Below are 23,852 nucleotides of genomic sequence, written 5' to 3'. Positions count from 1 at the left end.
CCGGGCGGGACCGTGCCCGGCCGGTTCAGCCCTGGAGCCTGCGCAGCCGCTCCGCGTCGCAGGTGCGGGGGCAGGTGCCGCACGCCTCGGCCGGGCGGATCGTGTAGTACATGCAGCACCCGGTGCGCGTGCGCGTCGGGTGCCGGCTCCCGTCGTCGGCCGTGAGGTGACGGAAGTCGGCGCCGTCGGGATACGGGGTCACCGCGGTCGGCAGCAGCCGGGTGGCCGCCTCGACGGCGTCGTCCTCGCGGCCGAGCGTGCGGCCCAGGTACCAGATGCCCGAGACCAGGTCGTCGGCGACCATGCCCCACAGGGCACGTGAGCGGCGGCGCGTGACGGGGCCTATCGCGTCCAGGAGCGTCCCCATGTGGTCGGCGACGGCAGCGCGCAACTCGGCACGCAGGGCCTCCTCATGAGGGACCGTCAGCACGCCCGGCAGCTGGGCCGCGCGGTCGTCGGCCAGGCAGGCGAGGTCGCTCCCCGGTGTAAGGGTGAACTCGGCCGAGCCGAGGTCCAGACGCAGGTCCTCGGGCCGGATCCGCGGCACGCGGCGTTCCAGGTACCAGACGCCGCTCATGAGGAGTGAGACCGACCATGCGTAGTCGTGCAGGGCGCGCGAGGCGGCGACGTCGCGACGCGGAACTGTCCCGTAGCGATCGTGGATTCGGGCCGCCTCCGCCGCGACGAACGCGTCGAGCACAGCCTCGTCCTTCACCAGCTCCGCCGCCGACACTCCCGCTCCTGCCTCGCCGCCACCGGGCTCGGCGATCCGCACGGACAGGACGTCACAGAGATCGGTCAGCCGCGCATAGGCGTCACGGAGCGTACGCGCTACGGCGCCGGCCGGAGGGGTCGTCAGGGCCACGGACATCGGTGCTCCTGTGCGGGTTTCAGCGACAGCTGGATAGGTAAGGCTTACCTTACACTCGCGATCAAGCGGAAACAGCCAGGTGGGGCTCTCCGCGATGCGCGATGACTGATCACCTGCCGCGACCACCGCAGCGATCGCATGGCAGGTTGAGGTCTAAAGCAAGGCTAACCTAAGCTCACGCCTTGTGACTGCGACCAGCAGGGCGCACCCATCGGTGCGCCCTTCCGTGCCCTCAGGCACGTACCGCTCTTCCTCACCGGCCCCGCCCCTCTGGCGCTCCGGCGCTCCGACCGGCGCTGACCTCCTCGGGTGGGCCGTGCCCGACCGGCGCCCGGCACCACCCTCAACACCCCACCCGCTAGCGGAGGTTGTTCATCCGGCATGCGCCTGTACCTGCTCGCTCTCAACCCCACCGACTCCGTCACCGAGGGCTTCCTGCCGGGCGCGGCCCGGCTGGGACTGGACGTCACCGTCCTCACCGACCAGCCCGGGGCCCACCGCCGCGCCCACCCCGACGTCGAGATCCTTCAGTGCGACGTCCGTGACTTCCGGGCCGTGATCACCCGGATCTCCACCCATCACAAGCCCGACGCCGTCTTCACCAACAGCGACCACCTCCAGACCCAGGCCGCCCTGGCCGCCGCCTACTTCGGCCTCCCCGGCAAGGCCTGGCGGGCCACCCTGCGCTGCAAGGACAAGGCCGAGATGCGCCGCCGCCTGGCCGCGGCCGGCGTGGACACCGTGTGGTCGGCCGAGCTGACCGAACCGGTCGCTCCCGGCGACACGCCGTACCCGTGTGTCGTCAAGCCGCGCGAGGGCGTGGCCAGCGAGGACGTCGTCCTCGTGCACGGCCCGGAGGAGCTGGTGACGCACACCAAGGCGATCCTGGAGCGCCGCCCCGGCGCCGTCCCGGTCGTCGAGGAGTATCTGCCCGGTGACCTGTTCACCCTGGAGACCCTCGGCGACGGGCGGGTCCGCCATGTCCTGGGCGGCTTCCGCACCGAGCTGTCACCGCCGCCGTACTTCATCGAGGAACGCCTCACCTTCGTCCCCGCCCACCCCGAGCCGGTCGTCGCGCAGGTCCTGGAGCAACTGGACGCGCTGGGTGTCGGGTTCGGCGCCTGTCACACCGAGTTCGTGGTGCACGAGGGGCGGGCGCGGATCATCGAGGTCAACTACCGTGCCATCGGCGACCAGTGCGACCTGCTGCTGGCCCGCCTCCTGGAGATCCCGCTCTTCGAGCGCATCCTGCGCACCCACCTGGGCGAGCCGCTCCCGGCCGACCTGGGCGCCCGCCGGGGTGGCGCGGCCCGCCTGGAATACCCGTGCGCCGACCGCACAGGCACCCTCGTCGACGCCCCGGACGCCGCAGAACTCGACGTCGACGGCGTGCATCTGACGTACCGTCCGCTGCGCTCGGTGGGCGAGCGGCACGAGCTGTACCGCACCAACCGGGACTACCTGGGCGTCCTGCGAGCCACCGGGACCCACCAGCCGACGGTGGACCGCGTGGTGGCCGGCTTTCTGGCCGAGCGGAACTGGGAGATCCAGCCGTGACCGCGCCAACCGTACGGGACACCTGCGAGGAGCAGTTACTGACGCGGGTGCTGAGTGCGCTGCTGCGGGAGGACGTGGTCGGGCTGCGCACGCGGAGCGCGCTTGTGCACCGGCCGGACGGGGACTGGCTGCGCCTGGCGACACCGGACGGCGACGCGCTGCTGCTGCCGGTCGCCGAGGACGGCTACCAGTGCGTGTACGCCGCCCGGCTGCCGCTCCTGCTGCGCGAGTCGGACGGCGCCGAGCTGACGTCGTACGACAGGGTGCTCGGCGTGTTGCGGGAGCTCGCCGAACCGGAGGACCGGGGCGGCTTCGACGCGTTCGCCGAGGAGTGCCGTCAGACGCTGGCCACGATGCGGTTGCACGCGGTGACGCATGCGGAGGCCATGGAGGGTCTTGCCGACAGCCTCCGGCGCGGTACGGGACTCGGCGCCGGCCTGGCGTACGACACCCTCGCCGCTCGTCACGACCATCCCGTCTACCCGACGGCACGTGGCCGCTTGGGGCTCGGCGAGCGTCAACTTCGCGCGTACGCCCCGGAGTTCCGTCCCCGCTTCGCGCTCCGCTGGATCGCCGTGCCACGGCTCGCGGTCACCCTGGCGGGCACGCTCCCGGAGTTCTGGCCGGCGCCCGAGAGCCTCGCACTCCCCGAGGTTCAGGGCACGCATGTGATGCTGCCGGTCCATCCGCTCACCGTCGACGCCCTGTGCGCCGCCGACCTCCCGGACGGCACGGTGCTCGCCGACCGGGCTCACCTGGACGTCGTGCCGACGCTGTCCATGCGGACCGTGGCCACGGTCGCCGATCCTTCCGTACACCTCAAACTCCCCCTCGCCACCGCCACGTTGGGGCTGCGCAACAAGCGGACCGTCAAGCCCGGCACGCTCGTCGACGGAGCGGCCGGGCAGCGGCTGCTGGAGGCGGTGATCGACCGTGAGCCACGGTTCCGGGACACGATCCTGCACGCCGACGAGACGACGTACGCGCACGCCGGGCACGAACTGCTCGCCGTGCTGTGCCGCCGCCACCCGGCCGATCTCGACGACGCCGTGGTGGTGCCGATGGCGGCGCTCCTCGCCCGGGCCCCCGACGGACGGCCGGTGATCGACGGTCTCGCCGACCGTTTCCACGGCGGCGACCCATTCGCCCTGCTGGACGCCGCCCTCACCCTGCTGTTCGACTGGCAGACCACGCTGTTCGGCTACGGCATCGCCCTGGAGTCGCACCAGCAGAACGTGTCGCTGGTCCTGCGGCCGGGCAGCCTGCGGCTGTTGCTCAAGGACGACGACGGGCCCCGCGTCAACACCGAACGGCTGGACGCGGTTCTGCCCGGGCCGTGGGGCTTCGACGACGCGCGGATCCTCGGCACGGACGACGGGCCGGTCGCCGACCTGTTCGCCACGATCACCGTGCATCTGTGTGCCGGCGCGTACGCGTTCGGGCTGCCCCGGTACCGCCGCGCGCTGCTGGATCTCATCCGTGTCCGACTGGCGGAGGCCGTCGACCGGCTCGGCGGCGACGCGGCGGGCGTCCTGCGCGCCCGGGTGCTGGAGGCAGCCGAGCTGCCGGTCAAGGCGATGGTGTCGGCCGGGACGCTGCTGTCCAAAGAGCGGTCGGGTGCGGCCGACATCAACAAGCACTACACGACGGGACCCAACTACCTGCTGCACAAAGGGGGTTCGGCATGAGCGCGCAAGCTCCGCGGATGTCGCGGTCAGGGTTCGGGCGCGGGCGGGTGCACACGGTGGCGGGCTGCTGCTTCGTGGCGTCGTTCGCCGCGCCGGGGCTGCCGCCGTATCTCACCGAGATCCTGCCGGAGTTGGGTGACCGCAGCGCCCACTGGGCGGGCGTGCTCCATGTCGTGCCGGCCGCACCCGTGCTGATATGCGGTGCCGCTGCTGCCGTCACAGCCGCTCTTCTCCCCACTCTGCACCTGCGCACCCGCTGGAGCCACTGATGCCTTCCCTGACCGACTCCCTCGGCACCTCCCCCGAGCTCTCGACGCGGCTCGACGAGCGGAGCGGTAACCCGCTCGCCCGCGCCGACCTGCCCACCGCCGACGAGGCCGTGGCCCACACCCTCCTCAACTGCCTGCTGCGCGAGGTGTCCGGACCCGAGCACCAGTGCGTCGTCACCGAGGGCCGTCTGCTGCTGCGGCTGCCGCGCCGCGGGGTCCTGCTGCGCGTGGCCCTGCGCCGGACGTCGCTGCTCGGGGCGCACCGGTTCACCGGCCCGGTGAGCGAGCAGCGCGGCGGCGCATGGGCCGAGGTGGACTGGCGGCGCCTGTCCGAGTACACCCACGACGAGCTGTCGCTGCGGACGGGCGTGCGCAACGAGGAGTTCCTGGAGCAGATCGCCTCCAGCCACGAATCCGTCGACACGGCTCTCGCCACCATGCCCTCGGCCCATCACCCGACGGACGACCGGCTGTCCGCCTACCTCGCCTCCGAGCAGTCCCTCCTCTTCGGCCACCGCTTCCACCCCACCCCGAAGGCGCGTACCGGTGATCCGCGTGCCTGGTCCGTGTACGCCCCGGAGGCCGGGGCCTCCTTCCCGCTGCGGCACCTCGCCGTGCGCGCCGATCTGATCGCCGAGGAGCATGCCGACCCGTCGGCCGTCGCCGCCCTGGACCGGCAGCGCGCGGACGTCCCGGCCGGCTACCGGCTGTTGCCCGCCCACCCCTGGCAGTACGAGACGCTCCGCGACCACCCGCTGCTGCGCGCCGCCCTCGACCGCGGTGACGTCGTCGACCTCGGCCCGGGCGGACGGCCGTTCGCCGCCACCGCGTCGGTGCGCACGCTGTACGACGGGCAGACGTTCCTGAAGTTCAGCCTGAACGTGCGGATCACCAACTGCCTGCGCAAGAACAGCAGTTACGAGCTGTCCGGAGCCGTCGCCCTCACCCGCGTCCTGGCCCCGGCGCTGGCCGACCTGGCCGAGCGCTTCCCCGGCAACGCCGTCCTGCGCGAGCCCGCCTATCGCACGCTCGCCCTCCCGGGCCCCGACGGGACGCCGGACCGCGCACTGTTCGAGGGCTTCGGCGTCATCGTCCGTGAGGGCCTGCCGCGGCGGCTCGCCCCGGGCGCCACTCCCCTGCTGGCGGCCGCCGTCGCCGACGAGTACCCGACCGGCCCCGCCCACATCTCCCGCCTCCTCTCCGGGGCGGACGAACAGGCCGCCCTCGACTGGTGGTCGACGTATCTGGACCTTCTCCTGCCGCCCGTGCTGGCCGCCTACTTCGACCATGGGCTCGTTCTGGAACCCCACCTGCAGAACGTCCTGATCTGCGTCGACGGCGACGGCCGGCCCACCCAGGTGCTCTTTCGCGACCTGGAGGGCACCAAGCTGGTCCCCGACCACCACGAGGACACCCTCGCCGCGCTGCCGCCCGAGGTCGCGGGGCCCCTGACGTACGACGCGCAGCGCGGCTGGGACCGCGTCGTGTACTGCCTGCTGGTCAACCACGTCGCCGAGCTGCTGGCCGCGCTGGCCGATCTGCACCCGCAGGCGGAGGCGGCGCTGTGGGGCCGGGTGCGTGACACGCTCCGGGCGTACACCGACCGGTTCGGCTGCCCGCCCCGGCTGTCCGCTCTGCTCGCCGGGGTGCCGTTGCCCGCCAAGGCCAATCTCCTCACCCGCTGGGAGCGCAAGGCCGACCGGGAGGCGGGCTACGTCCGGCTGCCGTCGCCGCTCGCCGCGGACATCCTGCGCGACACGACCGGGAGTGCTCCCCGATGACCGACCCCACGCCCGCGGTCCGCGACCGTGTCCTTTCCCTGCCCGCCACCGAACTGCCCGCGTACGTCTACGACATGGCGGCCCTGCGCACTCACGCCGCCGCCGTGCGCGACGCGCTGCCCGAGCGGGTCGAGCTGTACTACGCCGCGAAGGCCAACCCGGAGCCGGAGATCCTGGCCGCGCTCGGTCCGTACGTCGACGGCTACGAGGTTTCCTCGGGCGGCGAACTCGCCCATGTCGCCAAGGCGGTGCCCGGCCGTCCGCTCGCCTTCGGCGGCCCGGGCAAGACGCCGGACGAGGTGACGGCCGCGCTGGAGGCGGGAGTCGAACGCTTCCACGTCGAGAGCGGCCACGAGTTGCGCGTACTGGCCGAGTTGGCGCGACGTGTGACGCCCGGGCGGCGAGTGGCGGTGCTGCCGCGCGTCAACCTGCCGGTGGCCGACGGGTCGTTGGCGGGCAGCGCACTCGCGATGGGGGGCCGGCCGACCCCGTTCGGCATGGATCCCGAGCGAGCCGCAGCGGTGATGGGCGCGCTGACGGACGGCACGTTTCCGCAGCTCGAACTGCGTGGTGTGCACGCCCACCTGGCCAGCGGGCTCGAAGCCCCTGAGCAGGTGGCGGTGGCCGAGTCCGTCGTCGCGTGGGTGACCGGGCTCGGGGTCCGGCTCGCCGAAGTGAACGTCGGCGGAGGCATGCACGTCGACTACGCCGCCCCGGAGCGGCGCTTCGACTGGAAGACGTACGGCATCGGGCTCGCCCGGCTGACCGAGCGGCACCCGGAGCTGACCCTGCGCATCGAACCGGGCCGGGCGCTGACGGCGTACTGCGGCTGGTACGCCACCGAGGTGCTGGACGTGAAGCGCAGTCACGGCGAGCTGTTCGCCGTCGTGCGGGGCGGCACGCACCATCTGCGGACCCCGGCGACCAAGGGCCACGACCAGCCGTGCTCCGTCCTGCCGGTGGACGCCTGGCCGCACCCCTGGCCACGGCCGGCCGTCGAGGACGAGCGAAGCGAGACGGGGGCCCCTGCGGACGAGTTCCAGGGGAGGATCACGCTGGCCGGTCAGCTGTGCACCCCGAAGGACGTCCTGGCCCGCCGAGTCCCGGCACCGCGGCTACGGGCCGGGGACCGGGTGGCGTTCGCGCTGGCGGGGGCGTATGCGTGGAACATCTCCCACCACGACTTCCTGATGCACCCACGGCCGGGATTCCACTTCCTGGACGAGGATTCCGGTGCGTGGACGGGCCGGGTCGGGCTCGTCGGTTCGGCTGGGCTTGCCGAGTCCGGCGGGGCGGAGGAGCCTCAAAGGTGAGGTCCTCGCGGCCGCTCCTCGTCCTGCCGCGGGCCTCGGAGGAGGTCACCATGGGCACCGCTGCACGCCCGTCTTTCGACACCGAGACACTGCGCCGGGCCGTGGAAGGACAGAGCCCGGAGACGCTGCTGTCCCTCTACACGGACGACGCCGAGATACGCGTCGTGAACCGCAACGCCCAGCCCAGCCACCCGAAGGTGCTGCACGGCCGTAGCGAGATCACCGACATGCTCACCGACGTCTACAACCGCGACATGACGCACAAGCTGGAGGCATGCGTGGTCCAGGGCGACCGCGCGGCCTACAGCGAGTCCTGTGAGTACGCGGACGGTGTGCGCGTCATGTCCGAGTCGATGATCACGCTGCGCGACGGCAGGATCGCCCGGCAGATCATCATCGAGGCATGGGACGAGTAGGGAGGACGCTGCCGGAGGTCCAGGTCACGTCACGGCTGAGCTGGACCTTCTCGGCACGTGCCGCCGCGGGCCGGTCACGCCCGGTCCGGTCCGGGCGGCGATGGCCGGTTTCCGCGGCGGGCCGCCTGCTGTCCGCCGCTCTCGCCCGGACGGCGCTGCGAGCGGTGCGGCCTCGTCGGCTCCCTCCGTCGCCGCGCGTCGTCCGTACCCGGCGCACCCGGCATCGGGCGTGATCAGCGCATCCAGGCGCTGTACGACATCACGTCGCCGGCCTTGACGCCGTACTCGGGTTCCGCCTTCTTGAAGGTCGTCTCCAGCCCGAGTACGACACCGGTGACGGGGTCCATGATCAGCATCCTCCGGCTGTCGGGCCGGTCCAGAACGTACGCCTGTCCGCGCCGGCCGAGCCGGTCCGTCACCTGTCCGAGGGGTCTGAGCCCCTCCGTGTCCGCGAGGAGTTGCGCAAGCGTCGCCGACTCACGGGCACCGAGGGTCCAGGTGTCGAGCAGCGACGCGACGGCGTCGAGGAGTTCACCGGAGGTCAGCGCGGTCTTGCTGTAGGCGGTCTCCTGCAGGTAGGCGCGCAGGCGTGCGACGTCGGTCGGCGGCGGCGCGTGCGGCGGGGCGTCGTTCCAACTGGGCGGGTAGGTCTGACTGCTGAGGACGTGACCGTCCTCGACGGGACGCGGCTCGCCGTCCTGGTCGCTCAGCACCGGCCGGCCGGGGTGCCGCGGATCGGTCGCCACGACGACCTCCGTGTGGCTGTCGTCGGCGTTCCACCGCACGATGCGCTCGATCGGGAGGGTGATCGGCGGCTTCTTGTCGCTCATGGCCAGGCTCCACGCCTGTACGTGCGTGCCCTTGCGCAGCGCGGGCGAGTTGTCCGCCGCCGCCCGCTCGGCACGCTCGGCCAGCTGCTGCAACGGGACGGGCGAGGAGTCGGCCTGCACGACCAGGGGCCGCGGTGCGGCGACAGCGGGGGCCGTCGTCTGGCCGGTGAACAGCAGCGCCGAAACGAGCGCGGCGACGACGGCCGTGGCCGCGAGGCCCCAGGCCAGCCGGGTGCGGCGGCGGGGGACGACGGTGGTGCTGCGTTCGTGCAGCAGCCGGTCGAGGTGGCGTTCGGCGTGTTGGTCCAGCGGTCCGTCGCCGAAGTGGGGTCCGTCGACCGGTACCGGGTTGGCGCCGCGCAGCAGTTCGAGTTCGTCAGCCATGGCTTCGTTCCTTGGACACGGTCGTCGGGCTCAGACGGTCGATCTCGGCTCTGAGTCGGCGCCGGGCCCGGTGCAGCCGCATGGCCGCGGCCCGCCTGCCGCAGCCGAGTGCCACGGCGACCTCCTCGACGCCCAGTTCCTCCCACGCCGTCAGCCGCAGGACCTCCTGGTCGGCCGGGGACAGCCGGTGCAGCGCCTCGTGCACCCAGGCGCCCGGTGCCTCCGCGTCGGGGCTGTCCACGATGTGCCGACCGTGCGCGGTCTCGTCGTTGCCGAGCCGGTCGACCAGTCGCCGCCGGCGCCCGAAACCGCGTACCGCGTTCGCCAGGCAGTTGCGTGCCACGCCGTACAGCCAGGGCAGCGGTGGGGACGGGAGGTCGTCCCGGCGCCGCCAGGCGACGGTGAACACCTCCGCCACCACTTCCTCGACCTCACTCGTACGCCCGTCCAGTCGCCGCGCGACATAGCGGCTGACCGCCCAGTAGTGCTCGCGATAGGCAGCGGCGAAGATCTCGTCGTTGCTCATGTTCCGTTCGTGTCCGGCACCGGCCGGATCGTCACACCCGTTTCCGTGATTCTTGTCGCGTCCCCCGAGTGTGACGTGCGGGTGGGCCGCGGACACAGGCGGGGCGTGAAGAGGAACAGAAACGTCACAGGCACCAAGGTCGTCCAGTGGCTGACCACCACTGACCACAAGACGATCGGAACGCTCTATTTGGTCACTTCGTTCGCTTTCTTCTGCATCGGTGGCGTGATGGCGCTCGTCATGCGCGCCGAGCTCGCCCGGCCGGGTCTGCAGATCGTGTCGAACGAGCAGTTCAACCAGGCGTTCACGATGCACGGCACGATCATGCTGCTGATGTTCGCGACGCCGCTGTTCGCCGGCTTCGCGAACTGGATCATGCCGCTGCAGATCGGCGCGCCGGACGTGGCGTTCCCGCGGCTGAACATGTTCGCCTACTGGCTGTACCTGTTCGGCTCGCTCATCGCGGTGGGCGGCTTCCTCACCCCGGACGGCGCGGCCGACTTCGGCTGGTTCGCCTACAGCCCGCTGTCGGACGCGGTCCGCAGCCCGGGCATCGGCGCCGACATGTGGATCATGGGCCTGGCCTTCTCCGGCTTCGGCACGATCCTCGGCTCGGTCAACTTCATCACCACGATCATCTGCATGCGCGCCCCCGGCATGACCATGTTCCGCATGCCGATCTTCGTGTGGAACGTGCTGCTGACGGCCGTCCTGGTCCTGCTCGCCTTCCCCGTCCTGGCGGCGGCGCTGTTCGCGCTGGAGGCGGACCGCAAGTTCGGCGCGCACATCTTCGACTCGGCCAACGGCGGGGCCCTGCTGTGGCAACACCTCTTCTGGTTCTTCGGCCATCCGGAGGTGTACATCATCGCCCTGCCGTTCTTCGGAATCATTTCCGAAGTGATCCCGGTCTTCTCCCGCAAGCCGATGTTCGGCTACATGGGCCTGATCGCGGCGACCATTACGATCGCGGGTCTGTCCGTGACGGTGTGGGCGCACCACATGTACGTCACCGGCGGTGTGCTGTTGCCGTTCTTCGCGTTCATGACGTTCCTCATCGCCGTCCCGACGGGTGTGAAGTTCTTCAACTGGATCGGAACGATGTGGAAGGGCTCGTTGTCCTTCGAGACACCGATGCTCTGGGCGGTCGGCTTCCTGATCACCTTCGTCTTCGGTGGTCTGACCGGTGTCATCCTGGCCTCGCCGCCGATGGACTTCCACGTGTCCGACTCGTACTTCGTCGTCGCCCACTTCCACTACGTCGTCTTCGGCACCGTCGTCTTCGCGATGTTCGCCGGGTTCCACTTCTGGTGGCCGAAGATGACCGGCAAGATGCTCGACGAGCGCCTGGGCAAGATGACCTTCTGGACGCTGTTCATCGGCTTCCACGGCACCTTCCTGGTGCAGCACTGGCTGGGCGTGAACGGAATGCAGCGCCGCATTCCCGACTATCTGGCGGTGGAAGGGCTGACGGCGCTGAACAGCCTGTCGACCGTCTTCTCGTTCGTTCTCGGCGCGTCACTGCTGCCGTTCTTCTACAACATCTGGAAGACCGCGAAATACGGGGCGAAGGTCGAGAGCGACGATCCGTGGGGCTATGGCCGCTCCCTGGAGTGGGCGACGTCGTGCCCGCCGCCGCGGCACAACTTCCTCACCCTGCCGCGGATCCGTTCCGAGTCCCCGGCGTTCGACCTGCACCACACCGCCGCGCCGAAGAGGGAGTTGACCACTCTGTGAGCGTCACTGACGAGTTCCTGAACGATGTCGAGGGTCATCTGCTGCTCGCCGCGACCCGCGATGAGGGCCGTACGGCCGCCGCCCGTTTCGGTGCGCCCCTGCACTGGCTGACGGACACTCAGCGGGACGAGATCGAGCGGCGGTTCGAGGCGGAGTACCTCGCACTCGCCCGCGCCTCCTGGCAGCACACGGCGGCGCGTGCCGGGAGACTGCGGGACGAGTACGAGGCGAGGTACCGGGACCTGCGGCGCCGTCTGCTGGCCGGGTGGCTGCTGACCTGCGCCCTGGCACTCGGTGTTCTCGTGGTGTGCCTCGTCTAGGCCTGCGCTAGCTCACCGTCCACTTCTGGTTGTCCTGGCCGTTGCAGCCCCAGAGCACCAGCTTGGTGCCGCCCGCGGTGGCCGCCCCGTACGCGTCGAGGCAGAGCCCGGCGTTGACGTTGGTGATGGTGCCGTCGCTGTTGATGTTCCACTTCTGGTTGCTCTGGCCGTTGCAGTCCCAGATGACGACCCGGGTGCCGTTGGTGGTGCCGAGGTTGTAGGCGTCGAGGCACTTGTTGCCGTGGACCACCAGCTCCTTGCGGGTGCTGTTGTACTGCCAGACCTGGTTCTGGCCGCCATTGCAGTCCCACAGCTGGGCGTCGGTGCCGTTGGCGATGGTGTTGTCGTCGATGTCGACGCAGCGGCCGGACCCGGTACCCGTGATCAGCGTGCCGTTCCTGCCGGGCAGCGGACGTACGACGATGCCGTCGAGGGTCGGGGCACCGGAGAAGGAGAGGGTGTTGGCGCTGCCCTTGGCGAGGGAGACGTTGACGGAGATGGCGCCCGGAGCGGAGCCGGTCGGCGGGAAGGAGACCTTGGTGGGTGTCTGGCCGTTGACGGTGAGCGTGGCCGTGCGGGCCGTGGACGTGTTGTTGGTGTAGGAGACCTCGACCGTCTTCAGGCCGGCGCTTCCCGCGACCACGCCGGAGAAGCTCGACGTGCCGCTGTAGGTGCTGGCGGACTGCTCCGTGCCGCCGGTGACCGTGAGCATCACCGAGCCGCCGGCCGGGACGCTGGTGGTGTAACTCGTGCCGGTGGTGGCGAGGTTCTGCCGGGCCCACAGGTCACGGACGGTCGCGGCGGCGTTCGTCAGGCCCAGGTCGGACCAGCGGACGGTCATGTTCTGGGTGGTCGACGCGCGGTTGAGGAGGACGACGGCACGGTTGCCGCTGCCGGACAGGACCTTGCCGTAGACCTGGAGACCGGTGGTGTCCTCGGCGACCTTGATGCCCTGCAGGCCGCGCGGGTCCTGGTCGACGGCGATGACCTCGGGGTTCTTGAGGATGCTCGCCGTCTCCGCGGTCATGGTGGTGAGGTCGAGGCCGGTCAGGAGCGGGGCGCCGGAGATCGCCCACAGGTTCATGTGGCTGCGGTTCTGGGCAGCGGTCAAGCCGGTCATGCCGACGACCATCATGTCGGGGTCGTTGTAGTAGCCGGTGTGCTGGGCCGTGGGGTGGATGTTCCGGTCGAAGGCGGTCAGGACGTTGCCGTACGACGGTGTGCCGCCGTGGAAGAAGATGTCCGTGTTGGTCCGCCACATCGGGCCCATGCCCGGGGCCCAGTTCCAGGGGTTGTCGTAGCCCCAGTTGCACAGGGAGAGGGCGAGCGGGCGGCCGGTGGTCGCGCTCGCCGTGGCGACGGCGTCACTGATCGCCTGGTAGGTCGTCCTCGGGTCGAGGCCCTCGGCGTCGCCGCCGCACCAGTCCACCTTGACGAAGTCGAAGCCCCACCGGGAGAAGGCCAGCATGTCCTGCTCGTAGTGGCCCTCGCTGCCGGAGCCGGGCGCGGCCGGGCGGCCGGTCGGGAAGTAGTAGCCGCAGCCGTCCTTGCCGGCGTCGGTGTAGATGCCGGCCTTGAGTCCCTTGCTGTGGATGTAGTCGGCGATGGCCTTCATGCCGCCCGGCCACTCCGCCTCGTCGACGGTGATGTTGCCGGCGGCGTCACGGGTGCCCTGCCACCAGCCCTCGTCGATGTTGATGTACTCGTAGCCGGCCTCGGGCAGGCCCGCCGCCACGAACGCGTCGACCTGCCGCTTGATGACGTTGTAGTCGACCTTCGCGGCGAACGCGTTCCAGGACGCCCAGCCCATGGGGGCGGTGGGCACCGGTATCTGACGTGCCGTGGCCGCCTGGGCGGGGGCGGGCGCCGCGAACAGCAGGGCGGCGACGGCGGTGAGCACCAGGGCGAGGGCGCGCACCGCGGTGGCTCTGCGGCGGCGGAGGGGACTCATTCGGGGCGGGGGGTACATGCGGCTCCTTCGTGCGGGAGAGACTCAGCCCGGTTCGTTATTTCGAACGTGATTCGGAAAGTCGAACGCGTGGCGCTGAAAGTAGAGCCACGGGAGAGGGAAGTCAACGGGTGGGGCAGACCTGAAGTCGCCCTTGCGGAGGCACAGTTGGCGCCATCGCCGGCCCGCCCCGCCATACTGGCCGATGTGCGCGTAGCGATCATGACGGCGGGCTCCCGGGGCGATGTCGCCCCCTACACCGGACTCGGGCACGCCCTGTCCGCGGCCGGACACGAGGTCACCCTGGTCACGCACGGCTGCTTCGAGTCGCTGGTGGCGGGGTCGGGCGTGCGCTTCCATCCGATGCCGGTGGATCCGCGGGCCGAGCTGGAGTCGGAGCGGGGGCGGAGTCTGCACCGCAGTGCGACCGGGCCGGGCAAGCTCGTGCGGGTGGTCCGGATGGCGCGGGCGCTGGCCGGACGGATGACGGACGACATGCTCGCCGCCGCGAGAGCCTGCGACCTCCTGCTCCTGTCGGCCTCCACCGCACCGTTGGGGCACGCGATCGCCGAGGGTCTGTCCTTGCCGACCATCGAACTCCCCCTGCAACCCCTTGCTCCGACGCGCGAGTTCGGGCCTCCGATGCTCGGGGGCGGCTCCTGGGGAGCCGTCGGAAACCGGGTCGCCGGACACGGCGTGAACCTCGCCATCCACCGTGTCTTCTCGGCGGCCGTACCGGACGCGCGGGCACGGCTCGGGCTGTCGCGCGGCAAGCCGCGCACCACGGCGCGCACGGGCCGCGTCCTCCATGGCTACAGCCCGCTGGTGGTGCCCCGCCCTCGCGACTGGCAGCCGCACCTGGAAGTGACGGGCTACTGGTGGCCGTACGACGGTGAAGCTCAACTCCCGCGCGTGCTGCGCGAGTTCCTCGACGCGGGCCCGCCGCCGGTGTTCGTGGGCCTGGGCAGCGCGACCGTGCCCGATCCGGCGGCGCTGAGCACCGAGGTCGTGCGCGCCCTGCGCCGGGCCGGGCTGCGCGCGGTGATCCAGCGGGGCTGGGGTGGTCTGGAGGCCGCGGGCGACGACGTACTGACCATCGACGAGGTGCCGCACTCCGCGCTGTTCCCGCGCATGGCCGCCGTGGTCCACCACTGCGGTGCGGGCACGACGGGTGCCGGGCTGCGTGCCGGAGTCCCGGCCGTGCCCGTGCCGATCCAGTTCGACGAGGGCTTCTGGGCCACCCGCCTGGTCGCGCTCGGCGTGGCGCCCCGGGCCGTGCCGCTACGGAAGTTGACGGCCGAGGCGCTGACGGCGGCCGTCCGGGAGGCGACCGGCGGCCCCTCGTACACCCGACGCGCCCAAGCCCTGGCCGAGGGTCTGCGCGCCGAGGACGGTACGGCTGCGGTCGTCGAGGCGGTGAACCGGCTCGCGGCCTGAGCCACCGACGAGCGCACATCGTCCAGCCTCGAAAGCCCGTCCCAGGGACCGGCCCTGGGAACCTGCGTCATGGACCTGCGAGTCGGGGGTCCGCCGGCTGGAGAATGCCCAGCAGGATACGGACGAGTTCGTCGACGACCTCGTCCAAGGTGGCGTCCACCCACCCCGCGCTCCAGTCGTGCAGCAGCCCGTTGACGCTGCCGATGAACGCGGTCACGGCGAGACGGTAGTCGCGCGGGGCCGCTTCTCCGCGGGCAACGGCCGACGCCACCTCGGCGCAGACGAGGTCGACCCAGCGGGCACGGCGGGCGAGGCGCTGTTCCTCCAGGCGGGCACTGACGCCGACGATCTCGACGAACGTGATGCGGATGCGGCGCGGGTCGGAGGTGACGTTCGCGGCGTACTCGCGGAAGATCACGGTGGCGCGCTCGGCCAGCGGCAGGTCCCGCGCCTCGGCCACCGCCCCCAGGACGGCCTCCTCCGCCCAGGCGTTGACCTCGAGGTGGAGGGCGGTCAGGACCTCCTCGAGGGCGCGGAACTCCTCGTAGAACTGACGGGTCGACAGTCCGGCGGCCTCGCTCAGTGCGGCGACGGTCGTGCCCCGGTATCCGGGGTTGTCGCCGAAGAGTTGGAGCGCCGCGTCCAGGAAGCGTCGCCTCCGCTCCGCCTTTCGCTCCTCGGCCGACTTGCCGCCGTAACGACCGGTGGGCGCCTTGAGCCTGCCCGCCACGCTGTCCTCCCACCGCCACGCCGACCCGACGATCAATTTTGTCGTGTACGCACTCTTGCAGAGAAGGGGCTCAGCCCAAAGCTTTCAGCACCGCACCCATTCCGTCCTCGGTCGCCATGGGCCGCGCGGCGACCGAGGCGGCACGGGCGTACGTCCGCTGCCGCACGGCCCGGCGCGTTACCCGATGGTCCGCGCGGCCCACGCGGAGAGCTCGGACCGTGCGGCGTTCAGCACGGCGGACGAGGGGCTGGTCGCTCCGTTCGTCACCAGCGCGTAGTGCAGGACGCCGGAGTCCGGGTCGGTGAGCAGCAGGCGGCGGCTGCCGGTGCCGCCCGGTTCCGCGGCCACGCCGATCGGGGTCGTCGAGGTGTACGACGGCGGGGCGTGTGCCGTGCCCAGGTCGGAGACCACCGTGGTGGACCCGGTCGGGAAGGATGCCGGCAGGTGCAGTTCGGTCGGTGCCGTGCCGGTGTTGGAGCGCCACAGGAGCAGCCCGTACTGTCCCGACCCCACCAGCTGTGCCACGTTCGGCAGCGAGCTGGGTACCGGGTTCCAGGTCAGGGTGGTGGTGCCGTCCCGGGAGCGGTCCTCGTAGGTGAAGGCGACTGTCGTGCCGGACGTCGCGCTCGGGTAGACGCGGTCGAGCAGCCGGGCGTCCTGGCGGAGCACGGGCGTGCCCGAGTCGTCGAGGCGTACGGCGGAGAGGTCCTCGTCGTTCCAGGCGTCCCCGGCGCTGAGGACCTTGTCGGGGTTGCCGTTCATCAGCTCGTGGTGGCGGCCGTTGTAGATGTCCCACTGCCACTGCGAACCGGACAGCACGGGGCCGGAGCCGGCGGGGCTCGACCACCAACTCGCGCCCGGCACCCGGGAGTCGAGGGCCTGGTACATCGCCTTGAGCACGGTCGGCGCCTTGTCGGAGACCGAGCCCGCCAGGGGATGGCCGAACTCGCTGATGATCGCGGGCGTGCGGGTGGCCGCGGCGCGGTCGCGGACGGTCCCGAAGTCACCGGCGTACTGGCCGTCCTGCGCCTTGCCCCACATGAAGATGCCGGAGATGGCCTTCTGGTCGTAGAAGTGGGTGTTGAAGACGTACCGGGGTCCGAGTGTGCCGGCGTCGAGCAGTCCGCCCTCCTGCTTCTGGAAGTCGAGGTTGGCGTTCCAGAAGAGGTTCGGCTCGGCGAACAGCGGCTTGTCCTGCCAGCCTGCCGTGTCCATGCGGGCCCGGAACTTCTCGTAGAACGGCCACAGCACGTCGCGTTCCCAGGTGCGGCTGGTCTGGCCGGAGTCGAGGACGCCCGCGTGCGGCTCGTTGTAGGGGTCGAAGCCGACGACGCCCGCGAACTCGGCCTCGGAGAGGTTCTGTTCGATGTGGGCCATCGTCTTCTGCGCGGTGGCCAGGAAGGCGTCCTGGAGTCCGTACTCGTTGTGCCAGAAGTCGTACGACGCCTGCTTCACAGCCTCGTTCTGGGTGATGTTCTGCCCCCAGAAGAGGCAGATCCCGCAGTTCTCGTCCGGGTAGTTCCCGAGGTCGACGGCCCACTTGGGGGCGCCGTCGCCCGTGTACCAGGAGTCGTGGTCGAACAGGTACCGGGAGTAGAGGTCCTGGTGGAAGTCGGGGTAGACGCGGATGCCGGCGTCGAGGAAGGCACGCATCTGGGCGGTGGCGGCGGTCAGATACGTGGCGTCGACCTGGCCGCGTACGGGTTCCGCGTAGGCCCAGGACAGCAGGAAGCGGATCGAGTTGCCGCCGCCGAGGGCGCGCAGGGCGGTCGCGGACTTCTTCGCGTCGGCGACCGAGGCGAAGGGCAGGCCGTTGTTCTCGGCCAGCTTGGTCTCGCCGGAGACGTTGTAGCCGCGCAGCACGACCTCGCGGCCGTGGCCGTCGGTGAAGCGGCCGTTCTGGACGGTGAGGGGCGTTTCGTCGAACCAGAGGGAGCCGGGCAGGGTTGCTGCGGTGGCGGGAGCGGGGCCCGCCACCGTCAGGGATCCGAAGAGGACGACCAGGACAACGAGCAGACGCGTCCGGATGTTCGGCATGTCCACTACAGTCCGGTGATATCACGACACAGTCAACACCCCTGACTCTGGAGTAAGTTCCGTCCCTGCTGTCACTTTTCAGCCGCCGACCCTGCGCGTCAGGTTCAGCAGGTACTCCTTCCGGTTCAGCGGGTTGAAGTCGGTGCGCCGGCGCTCCGGGAGCGTGCCGCGCGCGGCCGGCGCGTAGTGGTCGAAGGCGCTCTCCAGCTCGCCCTCGCCGCGCGTCAGGCCGGGCAGTTGCTGCTCCAGCTCGTGCACGTGGGCCGCGGGCACCGAGCCCTCCAGGACGCAGGAGGCACCGCGTGTCTCGGTCGTCTGCGGCACCGCGCGCAGCCTGGCGAACACCGGCAGCAGAGCCGCCAGGGTGTCGGTCGGGGCCTCGATGCGGAAGCGGTGCATCGGCTCGTGGACCTCGGTGCCCGCCCGGCGCAGGGCCTCGATCAGGACCAGCGGCGTCAGGCCCCGGAAGTCGTAACCGGTGCTGGACATGCTCTTGTCGAAGCCCTGGTGGGCGTGGCTCTGCCGGGGCGAGTAGCCGGAGTGGGTCATGGTGACCGTGCAGTCGGGGACCTGCCAGCCGTGCAGGCCCTGGCCGAGGGTCTCGCGGACGGTGTCCTCGACGGCTTTGAAGAAGGCGTACGGCATCGAGCCGAGCTCCACCTCCAGCCGGAAGGCCACTCCGGCGCCGACCGGGGCGGGGTCGACGCGCAGGCCGACCGTGGCGAGGAAGGGGTTGTCGTCCTTCTTGTTGAACTCGACCGCCGCACCCGGGCCGACCGCCCGCTCGATGCACAGCGGAGTCGTCCGACGGAACGTGACGTCCAGGCCGAACTCCTCGGCGAGCGTGACCTGGATGACCTCCTTCTGCACCTCGCCGTAGAGGGAGACGAAGGTCTCCTGCCGCACCTCGTCATGGCGCAGGCCGATGAGCGGGTCCTGTTCGGCGAGCAGGGTGAGCGCGCGGTGCAGGGCCCGCCGGTCCGTGTCGCCGGCCGGGACGACGACCGATTCGAGGGTGGGCGGAGCGAAGAAGTGCCCGTAGGCCTTGCGCGGTTCGCCGATGGCGTCGCCGATCCTGATGTCGGCCAGGCCCCACAGCTTGGCGATCCGGCCGGCCGGCACCGAGTCGTCCCGGACGTCGGCGCCCTGGTCGAACATGTTGATCGCGGTGATCCGCCCCTCGGCGCCGGCCTCGTCGAAACGGATCCGGTCGCGGGTGCGCAGGGTGCCGGAGAACAGCCGCGCGTAGGCGACCTTCTCCCCCGCCGGCCCACGCTCGACCTTGAAGACGGTGCCCGAGACCGGCCCGTCCGGGTCGCCGTCGGCGGCGGGCAGCAGCCGCTTGATCCCCGCGATCAGCGGGCCGACCCCTGCGCCGGTGATGGCGGAGCCGAAGTACACCGGGTGGACGAGGGCCTGCCGGGTCTGCTCGGCGAGGGCGGCGCCGAGCCGGTCGTGGGAGACGGTGTCCTCGACGTACGCCGTCAGCAACGCGTCGTCGTGGTCGGAGAGGACGTCGAGCGCAGACGAGCCGAGGCCGGGGAGGAAGCGGGCCTCGCGGGTGCCGAGGCCGCCGGTCGTCCCCATCGGTACGAGGGCCGCGGTCAGCCGCTCGGAGATGGCGCGCAGGACGGCGTCGTGGCGTGCCCCGCGTCGGTCGATCTTGTTGACGAAGACGAGGGTGGGGATGCGCAGCCGCTGCAGGGTGCGCATCAGCACGCGGGTCTGCGGCTGGACGCCCTCGACGGCGGAGACGACCAGCACGGCGCCGTCCAGGACGCCGAGCACCCGCTCCACCTCGGCGATGAAGTCCGGGTGGCCGGGGGTGTCGATGAGGTTGACCGTCACGTCGTCGAGGGCGAAGGAGACGACGGCGGACTTGATGGTGATGCCGCGCTGCCGCTCCAGCGCGAGGGAATCGGTCCGGGTGTTCCCGGCGTCGACGCTGCCGATCTCGTCGATCACGCCCGCCGTGTGCAGCAGGCGTTCGGTCAGGCTGGTCTTACCGGCGTCGACATGGGCGAGGATCCCGAGGTTGATCACATGCACGAAGCGTCATGTCCTTCGATGAGGGGGTCGTTCCTTCCTGGGGGGACATGAACGCAGTGCGCATTGCGGCTCCTCTGTGCGTGACGAAGGGTCCCGTTCGCGTGCCGACGGGCCACGTGCAGTGCAGCAGGAGCGGCCCCGCACCGGCAATGGATTAACGCTCAACGAACGCCGCCGCAGCACTCGCCGTGACACGGCAGCCGCCATAGAGTGACGTACATCACGCCCGGCCGATGTTTCCCTCTCTCATCTCCACTCGGCCTCTGGAGGGCACATGACTCACATCTCGGTGCAGGTGGACGGCACGACGTACGAGGACGACGTGGAGCCCCGCCTCCTCCTGATCCACTACCTGCGCGACCGTCTCGGTCTGACCGGCACCCCGATCGGGTGCGACACCTCGAACTGCGGCTCCTGCACCCTCGAGCTGGACGGCACCGCCGTCAAGAGCTGCACCGTGCTCGCCGTCCAGGCGGACGGCTGCGAGGTGACCACCGTCCAGGGGCTCGCCCACGACGGCGAGTGGACGGCCCTGCAGCGGACGTTCCACGAGCGGCACGCGCTGCAGTGCGGCTACTGCACCCCGGGGATGATCATGGCGGCCCGCGATCTGCTGCGCGAGCACCCGCACCCCACACCGGACGAGGTCCGCCACGGCCTGGAGGGCAACATCTGCCGCTGCACCGGCTACCAGAACATCGTCCGGGCCGTCCTGGACGCCTCCGAGGAGGAGGTCACGGCATGAGCGAGACCGTCGAACGCGAGGTCGGCCGTGCCCGGTTCCGCAAGGAGGACGCCCATCTGATCACCGGGCAGACCAACTGGACCGACAACATCAGCGTCAACGGACTGCTGCACCTGGCGATCCTGCGCAGCCCGATGGCCCACGCCCGCATCGACCGCGTCGACGTCTCGCCGGCCCTCGAACGACCCGGCGTCATCGCCGCGTTCAGCGGACGCGACGTCGCACAGGCGATGGGCTCGCTGCCGTGCGCCTGGCCGGTCGCCGAGGGCACCGTGGTGCCGGACCATCCCCCGATCGCGGTCGACGAGGTGCGCTACGCCGGCGACCCGGTGGCCGTGGTGGTGGCCCGCGACCGGTACACGGCCGCCGACGCGCTGGAGGCCATCGAGGTCGACTACACCCCGCTGCCCGCCGCCCTGGACATCGAGGGGGCGCTCGCGGACGGCGCGCCGTTGGTCCACTCCGACAAGGGCACCAACCGCTGCTACGACTACCGCACGTCCGACGGCGACTACGCGGCCGCCAAGGCCAAGGCGGACATCGTCCTGACCCGTCGCTACCACCAGCAGCGCCTCATCCCGACCGCGATGGAGCCGCGCGCGGTCGTGGTCACCCCGCTCGCCGCGTCCGGCGACTTCACCCTCTACTCCTCCACCCAGGTCCCGCACGTCCTGCGGGTCCTGCTCGCCGTCACCACCGGCATCCCAGAGAACAAGATCCGCGTCGTCGCCCCCGACGTCGGCGGCGGATTCGGCTCGAAACTCCAGGTGTACGGCGAGGAAGTGATCACCCTCGTGCTGGCCAAGCGCCTCGGCCGGCCGCTGAAGTGGACCGAGTCCCGCTCCGAGGCCAACGTCGCCACCCACCACGGCCGCAGCCAGGTCCAGGACATCGAGGTCGCCGCCCGCAGCGACGGCACCCTGCTGGGCCTGAAGGTCTCACTGCTGGCCGACATGGGCGCCTACCTGATGCTGCTCAGCCCCGGCATCCCGATCCTCGGTGCGTCCATGTACCCGGCGATCTACAAGATGGGCGCCTACGAGTTCTCCTGCACCGGCGTCTTCACCGACCGCACCCCGATCGACGCCTACCGCGGAGCCGGCCGCCCGGAGGCGACGTACGCGATCGAGCGGATCATGGACGACCTGGCCGCCGAACTCGGCATGGACCCGGTCGACCTGCGGCGCCACAACTGGATCCGGCACGACGAGTTCCCGTACACGACGATCGCGGGGCTCACCTACGACAGCGGCAACTACGAGGCCGCCACCGACAAGGCGCTCGCCCTGTTCGACTACGACAAGCTGCGCGCCGAGCAGGCCGACCGCGTCGACCACGCGGACACCGTCCGCCTCGGCATCGGCGTATCCACGTACACCGAGATGTGCGGTCTCGCGCCGAGCCGCTGGCTGGGCGAGATGAACTACGCGGCGGGCGGCTGGGAGGCGGCGGACATCCGGGTGCTGCCCACCGGCAAGGTCGAGATCATCACCGGGACCAGCCCGCACGGGCAGGGCCATGTGACGTCCTGGAGCCAGATCGCCGCCGACGTCCTCGGAGTGCCGTTCGACGACATCGAGGTGATGCACGGCGACACCGTGCTGGCGACCCACGGCATGGACACCTACGGCTCACGCTCGCTGGTCATCGGCGGCGTCGCCGTCCACGAGGCGGCACGCAAGGTGGTGGACAAGGCCCGCAAGGTCGCAGCGCACCTGCTGGAGGCCAACGAGGCGGACCTCGACTTCAAGGACGGCGCCTTCACCGTCAAGGGCTCGCCCGAGGCGAGCAAGACCATCCAGGAGGTGGCCTTCGCGACCTTCTCCTCGCACGACCTGCCCGACGGCATGGAACCGTCGATCAACGCCGAGCACGTCCTGGACCCCGACACGTTCTCGTTCCCGCACGGCACCCACCTGTGCGCGGTCGAGGTCGACACCGAGACGGGCGCCGTGCACATCCGGTCGTACGTGTGCGTCGACGACGTCGGCAAGGTGATCAACCCGATGATCGTCGACGGCCAGCTGCACGGCGGGATCGCCCAGGGCATCGCGCAGGCGCTGTACGAGGAGGCCGTGTACGACGAGGAGGGCAACCTGGTCACCGGCACGCTGGCCGACTATCTCGTGCCGGGCGCCCCCGACCTGCCCGAGTTCGTCACCGACCGCACCGAGACACCGGCGACCTCCAATCCGCTGGGCGTCAAGGGGGTCGGCGAGGCGGGCACGATCGCCTCCACGCCGGCCGTGGTCAACGCGGTCGTGGACGCCCTGCGTCCGTTCGGCGTCGAGGACATCCGGATGCCGTGCACTCCCGAACGGGTCTGGCAGGCCGTTCGGTCCGGGAAGGAGGCGTCGGCATGATTCCCCCCGCATTCGACTACGCCCGTCCCAGCAGCGTCGACGAGGCGGTGCGCACGCTCGCCGACGCGGGCGAGGACGCCAAGGTGCTGGCCGGCGGGCAGAGCCTGCTGCCGCTGATGAGGCTGCGGCTCGCCTTCCCGGAACTGGTCGTGGACGTCAACCGGATCCCCGAGCTCCGGGGCGTCCGCGAGGACGGCGACACGCTGGTCATCGGCGCGATGACCACCCACCACGACGTCATCGTGGATCCGCTGGTGCGGCGGCACGCCGGGCTGCTGGCAGCCGCCACCTCGACGGTCGCGGACCCTGCCGTACGGCATCGCGGCACCCTCGGCGGCTCGCTCGCGCACGCCGACCCGGCCGGTGACCTGCCCGCGGTGGTGCTGGTGATGGACGGTGAGCTGGTGGCGCAGGGGCCGCGTGGACGACGCACGATCCCGGCGCGGGAGTTCTTCGTCGACTATCTGCAGTCCGCGCTGGAGCCCGACGAGCTGCTCGTCGAGGTCCGGATCCCGAAGGCGGACGGCTGGGGCTTCCGCTACGAGAAGTTCCACCGGATCGCCCAGGCCTGGCCGATCGTGGGGGTGGCCGCGCTGGTGCGGCGCGACGACGGGCACATCGCCGAGGCCCGGGTCGCCCTGACCAACATGGGGACCACCCCCTTGCGCGCCGCGGCCGCCGAGGAGGCGCTGTCCGGCGCCGGGGACCCGGACGCCGTCGCGCGGGCCGCCCAGGAGGCGGCGCAGGGCACCCGGCCGTCCCGGGACACCTCGGCCTCACCCGAGTACCGGGCGCATCTGGCCCAGGTGCTCACCAAGCGGGCGGTGCTGGCGGCCGCCGGGATGGGGTGAGCG

Annotated in this window: 19 protein-coding genes; 12 read left to right on the top strand and 7 right to left on the bottom strand. The window is 71.0% G+C overall.

Translation table 11 applies throughout. From position 1 onward, the window contains the following. Positions 1–25 precede the first annotated feature (25 nt). Positions 26–871 carry a (2Fe-2S)-binding protein gene (locus tag ACWGDB_RS01270; RefSeq protein ID WP_453820477.1) on the bottom strand — a complete coding sequence of 282 codons (846 nt, stop codon included), beginning with the start codon at positions 869–871 and terminating at the stop codon, positions 26–28. Positions 872–1,252: 381 nt separating this feature from the next. Between ACWGDB_RS01270 and ACWGDB_RS01265 the strand changes: the two genes are divergently transcribed. From ACWGDB_RS01265 to ACWGDB_RS01240, 6 genes are read left to right on the top strand one after another with little or no spacing between them, the layout of a single operon-like run. Continuing rightward, positions 1,253–2,428, top strand: coding sequence for an ATP-grasp domain-containing protein (locus ACWGDB_RS01265; RefSeq protein ID WP_453820476.1), 1,176 nt, complete (start codon positions 1,253–1,255; stop codon positions 2,426–2,428). Continuing rightward, complete coding sequence (locus tag ACWGDB_RS01260) at positions 2,425–4,116, top strand: IucA/IucC family protein (protein ID WP_453820475.1); 1,692 nt, start codon at positions 2,425–2,427, stop codon at positions 4,114–4,116. The genes ACWGDB_RS01265 and ACWGDB_RS01260 overlap by 4 nt, the downstream gene beginning before the upstream one ends. Beyond that, positions 4,113–4,385 (top strand): hypothetical protein, encoded by a 273-nt coding sequence (locus ACWGDB_RS01255; RefSeq protein ID WP_453820474.1) that lies wholly within the window; start codon positions 4,113–4,115, stop codon positions 4,383–4,385. Before ACWGDB_RS01260 ends, ACWGDB_RS01255 begins: the two co-directional genes overlap by 4 nt. Beyond that, a complete protein-coding gene (locus ACWGDB_RS01250; RefSeq protein ID WP_453820473.1) occupies positions 4,385–6,166 on the top strand; it encodes an IucA/IucC family protein in 1,782 nt (593 codons plus the stop codon). The genes ACWGDB_RS01255 and ACWGDB_RS01250 overlap by 1 nt, the downstream gene beginning before the upstream one ends. Next, positions 6,163–7,479 (top strand): type III PLP-dependent enzyme, encoded by a 1,317-nt coding sequence (locus ACWGDB_RS01245; RefSeq protein WP_453820472.1) that lies wholly within the window; start codon positions 6,163–6,165, stop codon positions 7,477–7,479. Before ACWGDB_RS01250 ends, ACWGDB_RS01245 begins: the two co-directional genes overlap by 4 nt. Before the next feature lie 50 nt (positions 7,480–7,529). Beyond that, complete coding sequence (locus ACWGDB_RS01240; protein ID WP_383601676.1) at positions 7,530–7,895, top strand: nuclear transport factor 2 family protein; 366 nt, start codon at positions 7,530–7,532, stop codon at positions 7,893–7,895. A 233-nt stretch (positions 7,896–8,128) separates the two neighbouring features. Here ACWGDB_RS01240 and ACWGDB_RS01235 read toward each other — a convergent pair whose 3' ends face one another. Both ACWGDB_RS01235 and ACWGDB_RS01230 read right to left on the bottom strand, forming a co-directional pair. After that, positions 8,129–9,109, bottom strand: coding sequence for a CU044_5270 family protein (locus ACWGDB_RS01235; RefSeq protein ID WP_453820471.1), 981 nt, complete (start codon positions 9,107–9,109; stop codon positions 8,129–8,131). Beyond that, complete coding sequence (locus tag ACWGDB_RS01230) at positions 9,102–9,635, bottom strand: RNA polymerase sigma factor (RefSeq protein WP_383601671.1); 534 nt, start codon at positions 9,633–9,635, stop codon at positions 9,102–9,104. Before ACWGDB_RS01230 ends, ACWGDB_RS01235 begins: the two co-directional genes overlap by 8 nt. Positions 9,636–9,740: 105 nt before the next feature. On the opposite strand from ACWGDB_RS01230, the gene ctaD reads away from it, so the two are divergent. Beyond that, positions 9,741–11,369 carry an aa3-type cytochrome oxidase subunit I gene (gene ctaD / locus ACWGDB_RS01225; RefSeq protein WP_453820470.1) on the top strand — a complete coding sequence of 543 codons (1,629 nt, stop codon included), beginning with the start codon at positions 9,741–9,743 and terminating at the stop codon, positions 11,367–11,369. Continuing rightward, positions 11,366–11,689: a hypothetical protein gene (locus tag ACWGDB_RS01220; protein WP_453820469.1), complete on the top strand. Its 324-nt coding sequence runs from the start codon at positions 11,366–11,368 to the stop codon at positions 11,687–11,689. Before ctaD ends, ACWGDB_RS01220 begins: the two co-directional genes overlap by 4 nt. A 7-nt stretch (positions 11,690–11,696) precedes the next feature. On the opposite strand, the gene ACWGDB_RS01215 is transcribed toward ACWGDB_RS01220, so the two are convergent. Next, a complete protein-coding gene (locus tag ACWGDB_RS01215; protein WP_453820468.1) occupies positions 11,697–13,658 on the bottom strand; it encodes a ricin-type beta-trefoil lectin domain protein in 1,962 nt (653 codons plus the stop codon). A 201-nt stretch (positions 13,659–13,859) separates the two neighbouring features. Between ACWGDB_RS01215 and ACWGDB_RS01210 the strand changes: the two genes are divergently transcribed. After that, positions 13,860–15,074 (top strand): glycosyltransferase, encoded by a 1,215-nt coding sequence (locus tag ACWGDB_RS01210; protein WP_453820738.1) that lies wholly within the window; start codon positions 13,860–13,862, stop codon positions 15,072–15,074. Positions 15,075–15,141: 67 nt separating this feature from the next. On the opposite strand, the gene ACWGDB_RS01205 is transcribed toward ACWGDB_RS01210, so the two are convergent. From ACWGDB_RS01205 to ACWGDB_RS01195, 3 genes are all read right to left on the bottom strand, one after another. Further along, on the bottom strand, positions 15,142–15,804 hold the full coding sequence (locus ACWGDB_RS01205; protein ID WP_453820467.1) for a TetR/AcrR family transcriptional regulator: 663 nt from the start codon (positions 15,802–15,804) through the stop codon (positions 15,142–15,144). 177 nt (positions 15,805–15,981) lie between these two features. Next, positions 15,982–17,841, bottom strand: a complete 1,860-nt coding sequence (locus tag ACWGDB_RS01200) for an endoglycosylceramidase (protein ID WP_453820466.1) — start codon at positions 17,839–17,841, stop codon at positions 15,982–15,984. 78 nt (positions 17,842–17,919) lie between these two features. Continuing rightward, positions 17,920–19,890, bottom strand: a complete 1,971-nt coding sequence (locus tag ACWGDB_RS01195; RefSeq protein ID WP_453820465.1) for a GTP-binding protein — start codon at positions 19,888–19,890, stop codon at positions 17,920–17,922. 274 nt (positions 19,891–20,164) lie between these two features. Between ACWGDB_RS01195 and ACWGDB_RS01190 the strand changes: the two genes are divergently transcribed. Genes ACWGDB_RS01190 through ACWGDB_RS01180 form a run of 3 tightly spaced genes read left to right on the top strand, consistent with a single transcriptional unit; the run spans position 20,165 to position 23,849 of the window. Then, positions 20,165–20,635, top strand: coding sequence for a (2Fe-2S)-binding protein (locus tag ACWGDB_RS01190; protein WP_453820464.1), 471 nt, complete (start codon positions 20,165–20,167; stop codon positions 20,633–20,635). Further along, positions 20,632–22,998 carry a xanthine dehydrogenase family protein molybdopterin-binding subunit gene (locus ACWGDB_RS01185; protein WP_453820463.1) on the top strand — a complete coding sequence of 789 codons (2,367 nt, stop codon included), beginning with the start codon at positions 20,632–20,634 and terminating at the stop codon, positions 22,996–22,998. The genes ACWGDB_RS01190 and ACWGDB_RS01185 overlap by 4 nt, the downstream gene beginning before the upstream one ends. Then, entirely contained in the window at positions 22,995–23,849 is an 855-nt protein-coding gene (locus ACWGDB_RS01180; protein WP_453820462.1) for an FAD binding domain-containing protein, read from the top strand. Before ACWGDB_RS01185 ends, ACWGDB_RS01180 begins: the two co-directional genes overlap by 4 nt. Positions 23,850–23,852: the final 3 nt, after the last annotated feature.

The sequence above is a fragment of the Streptomyces sp. NPDC055013 genome (genome assembly GCF_053608645.1).
This window is presented reverse-complemented; position numbering and strand designations above follow the sequence as displayed.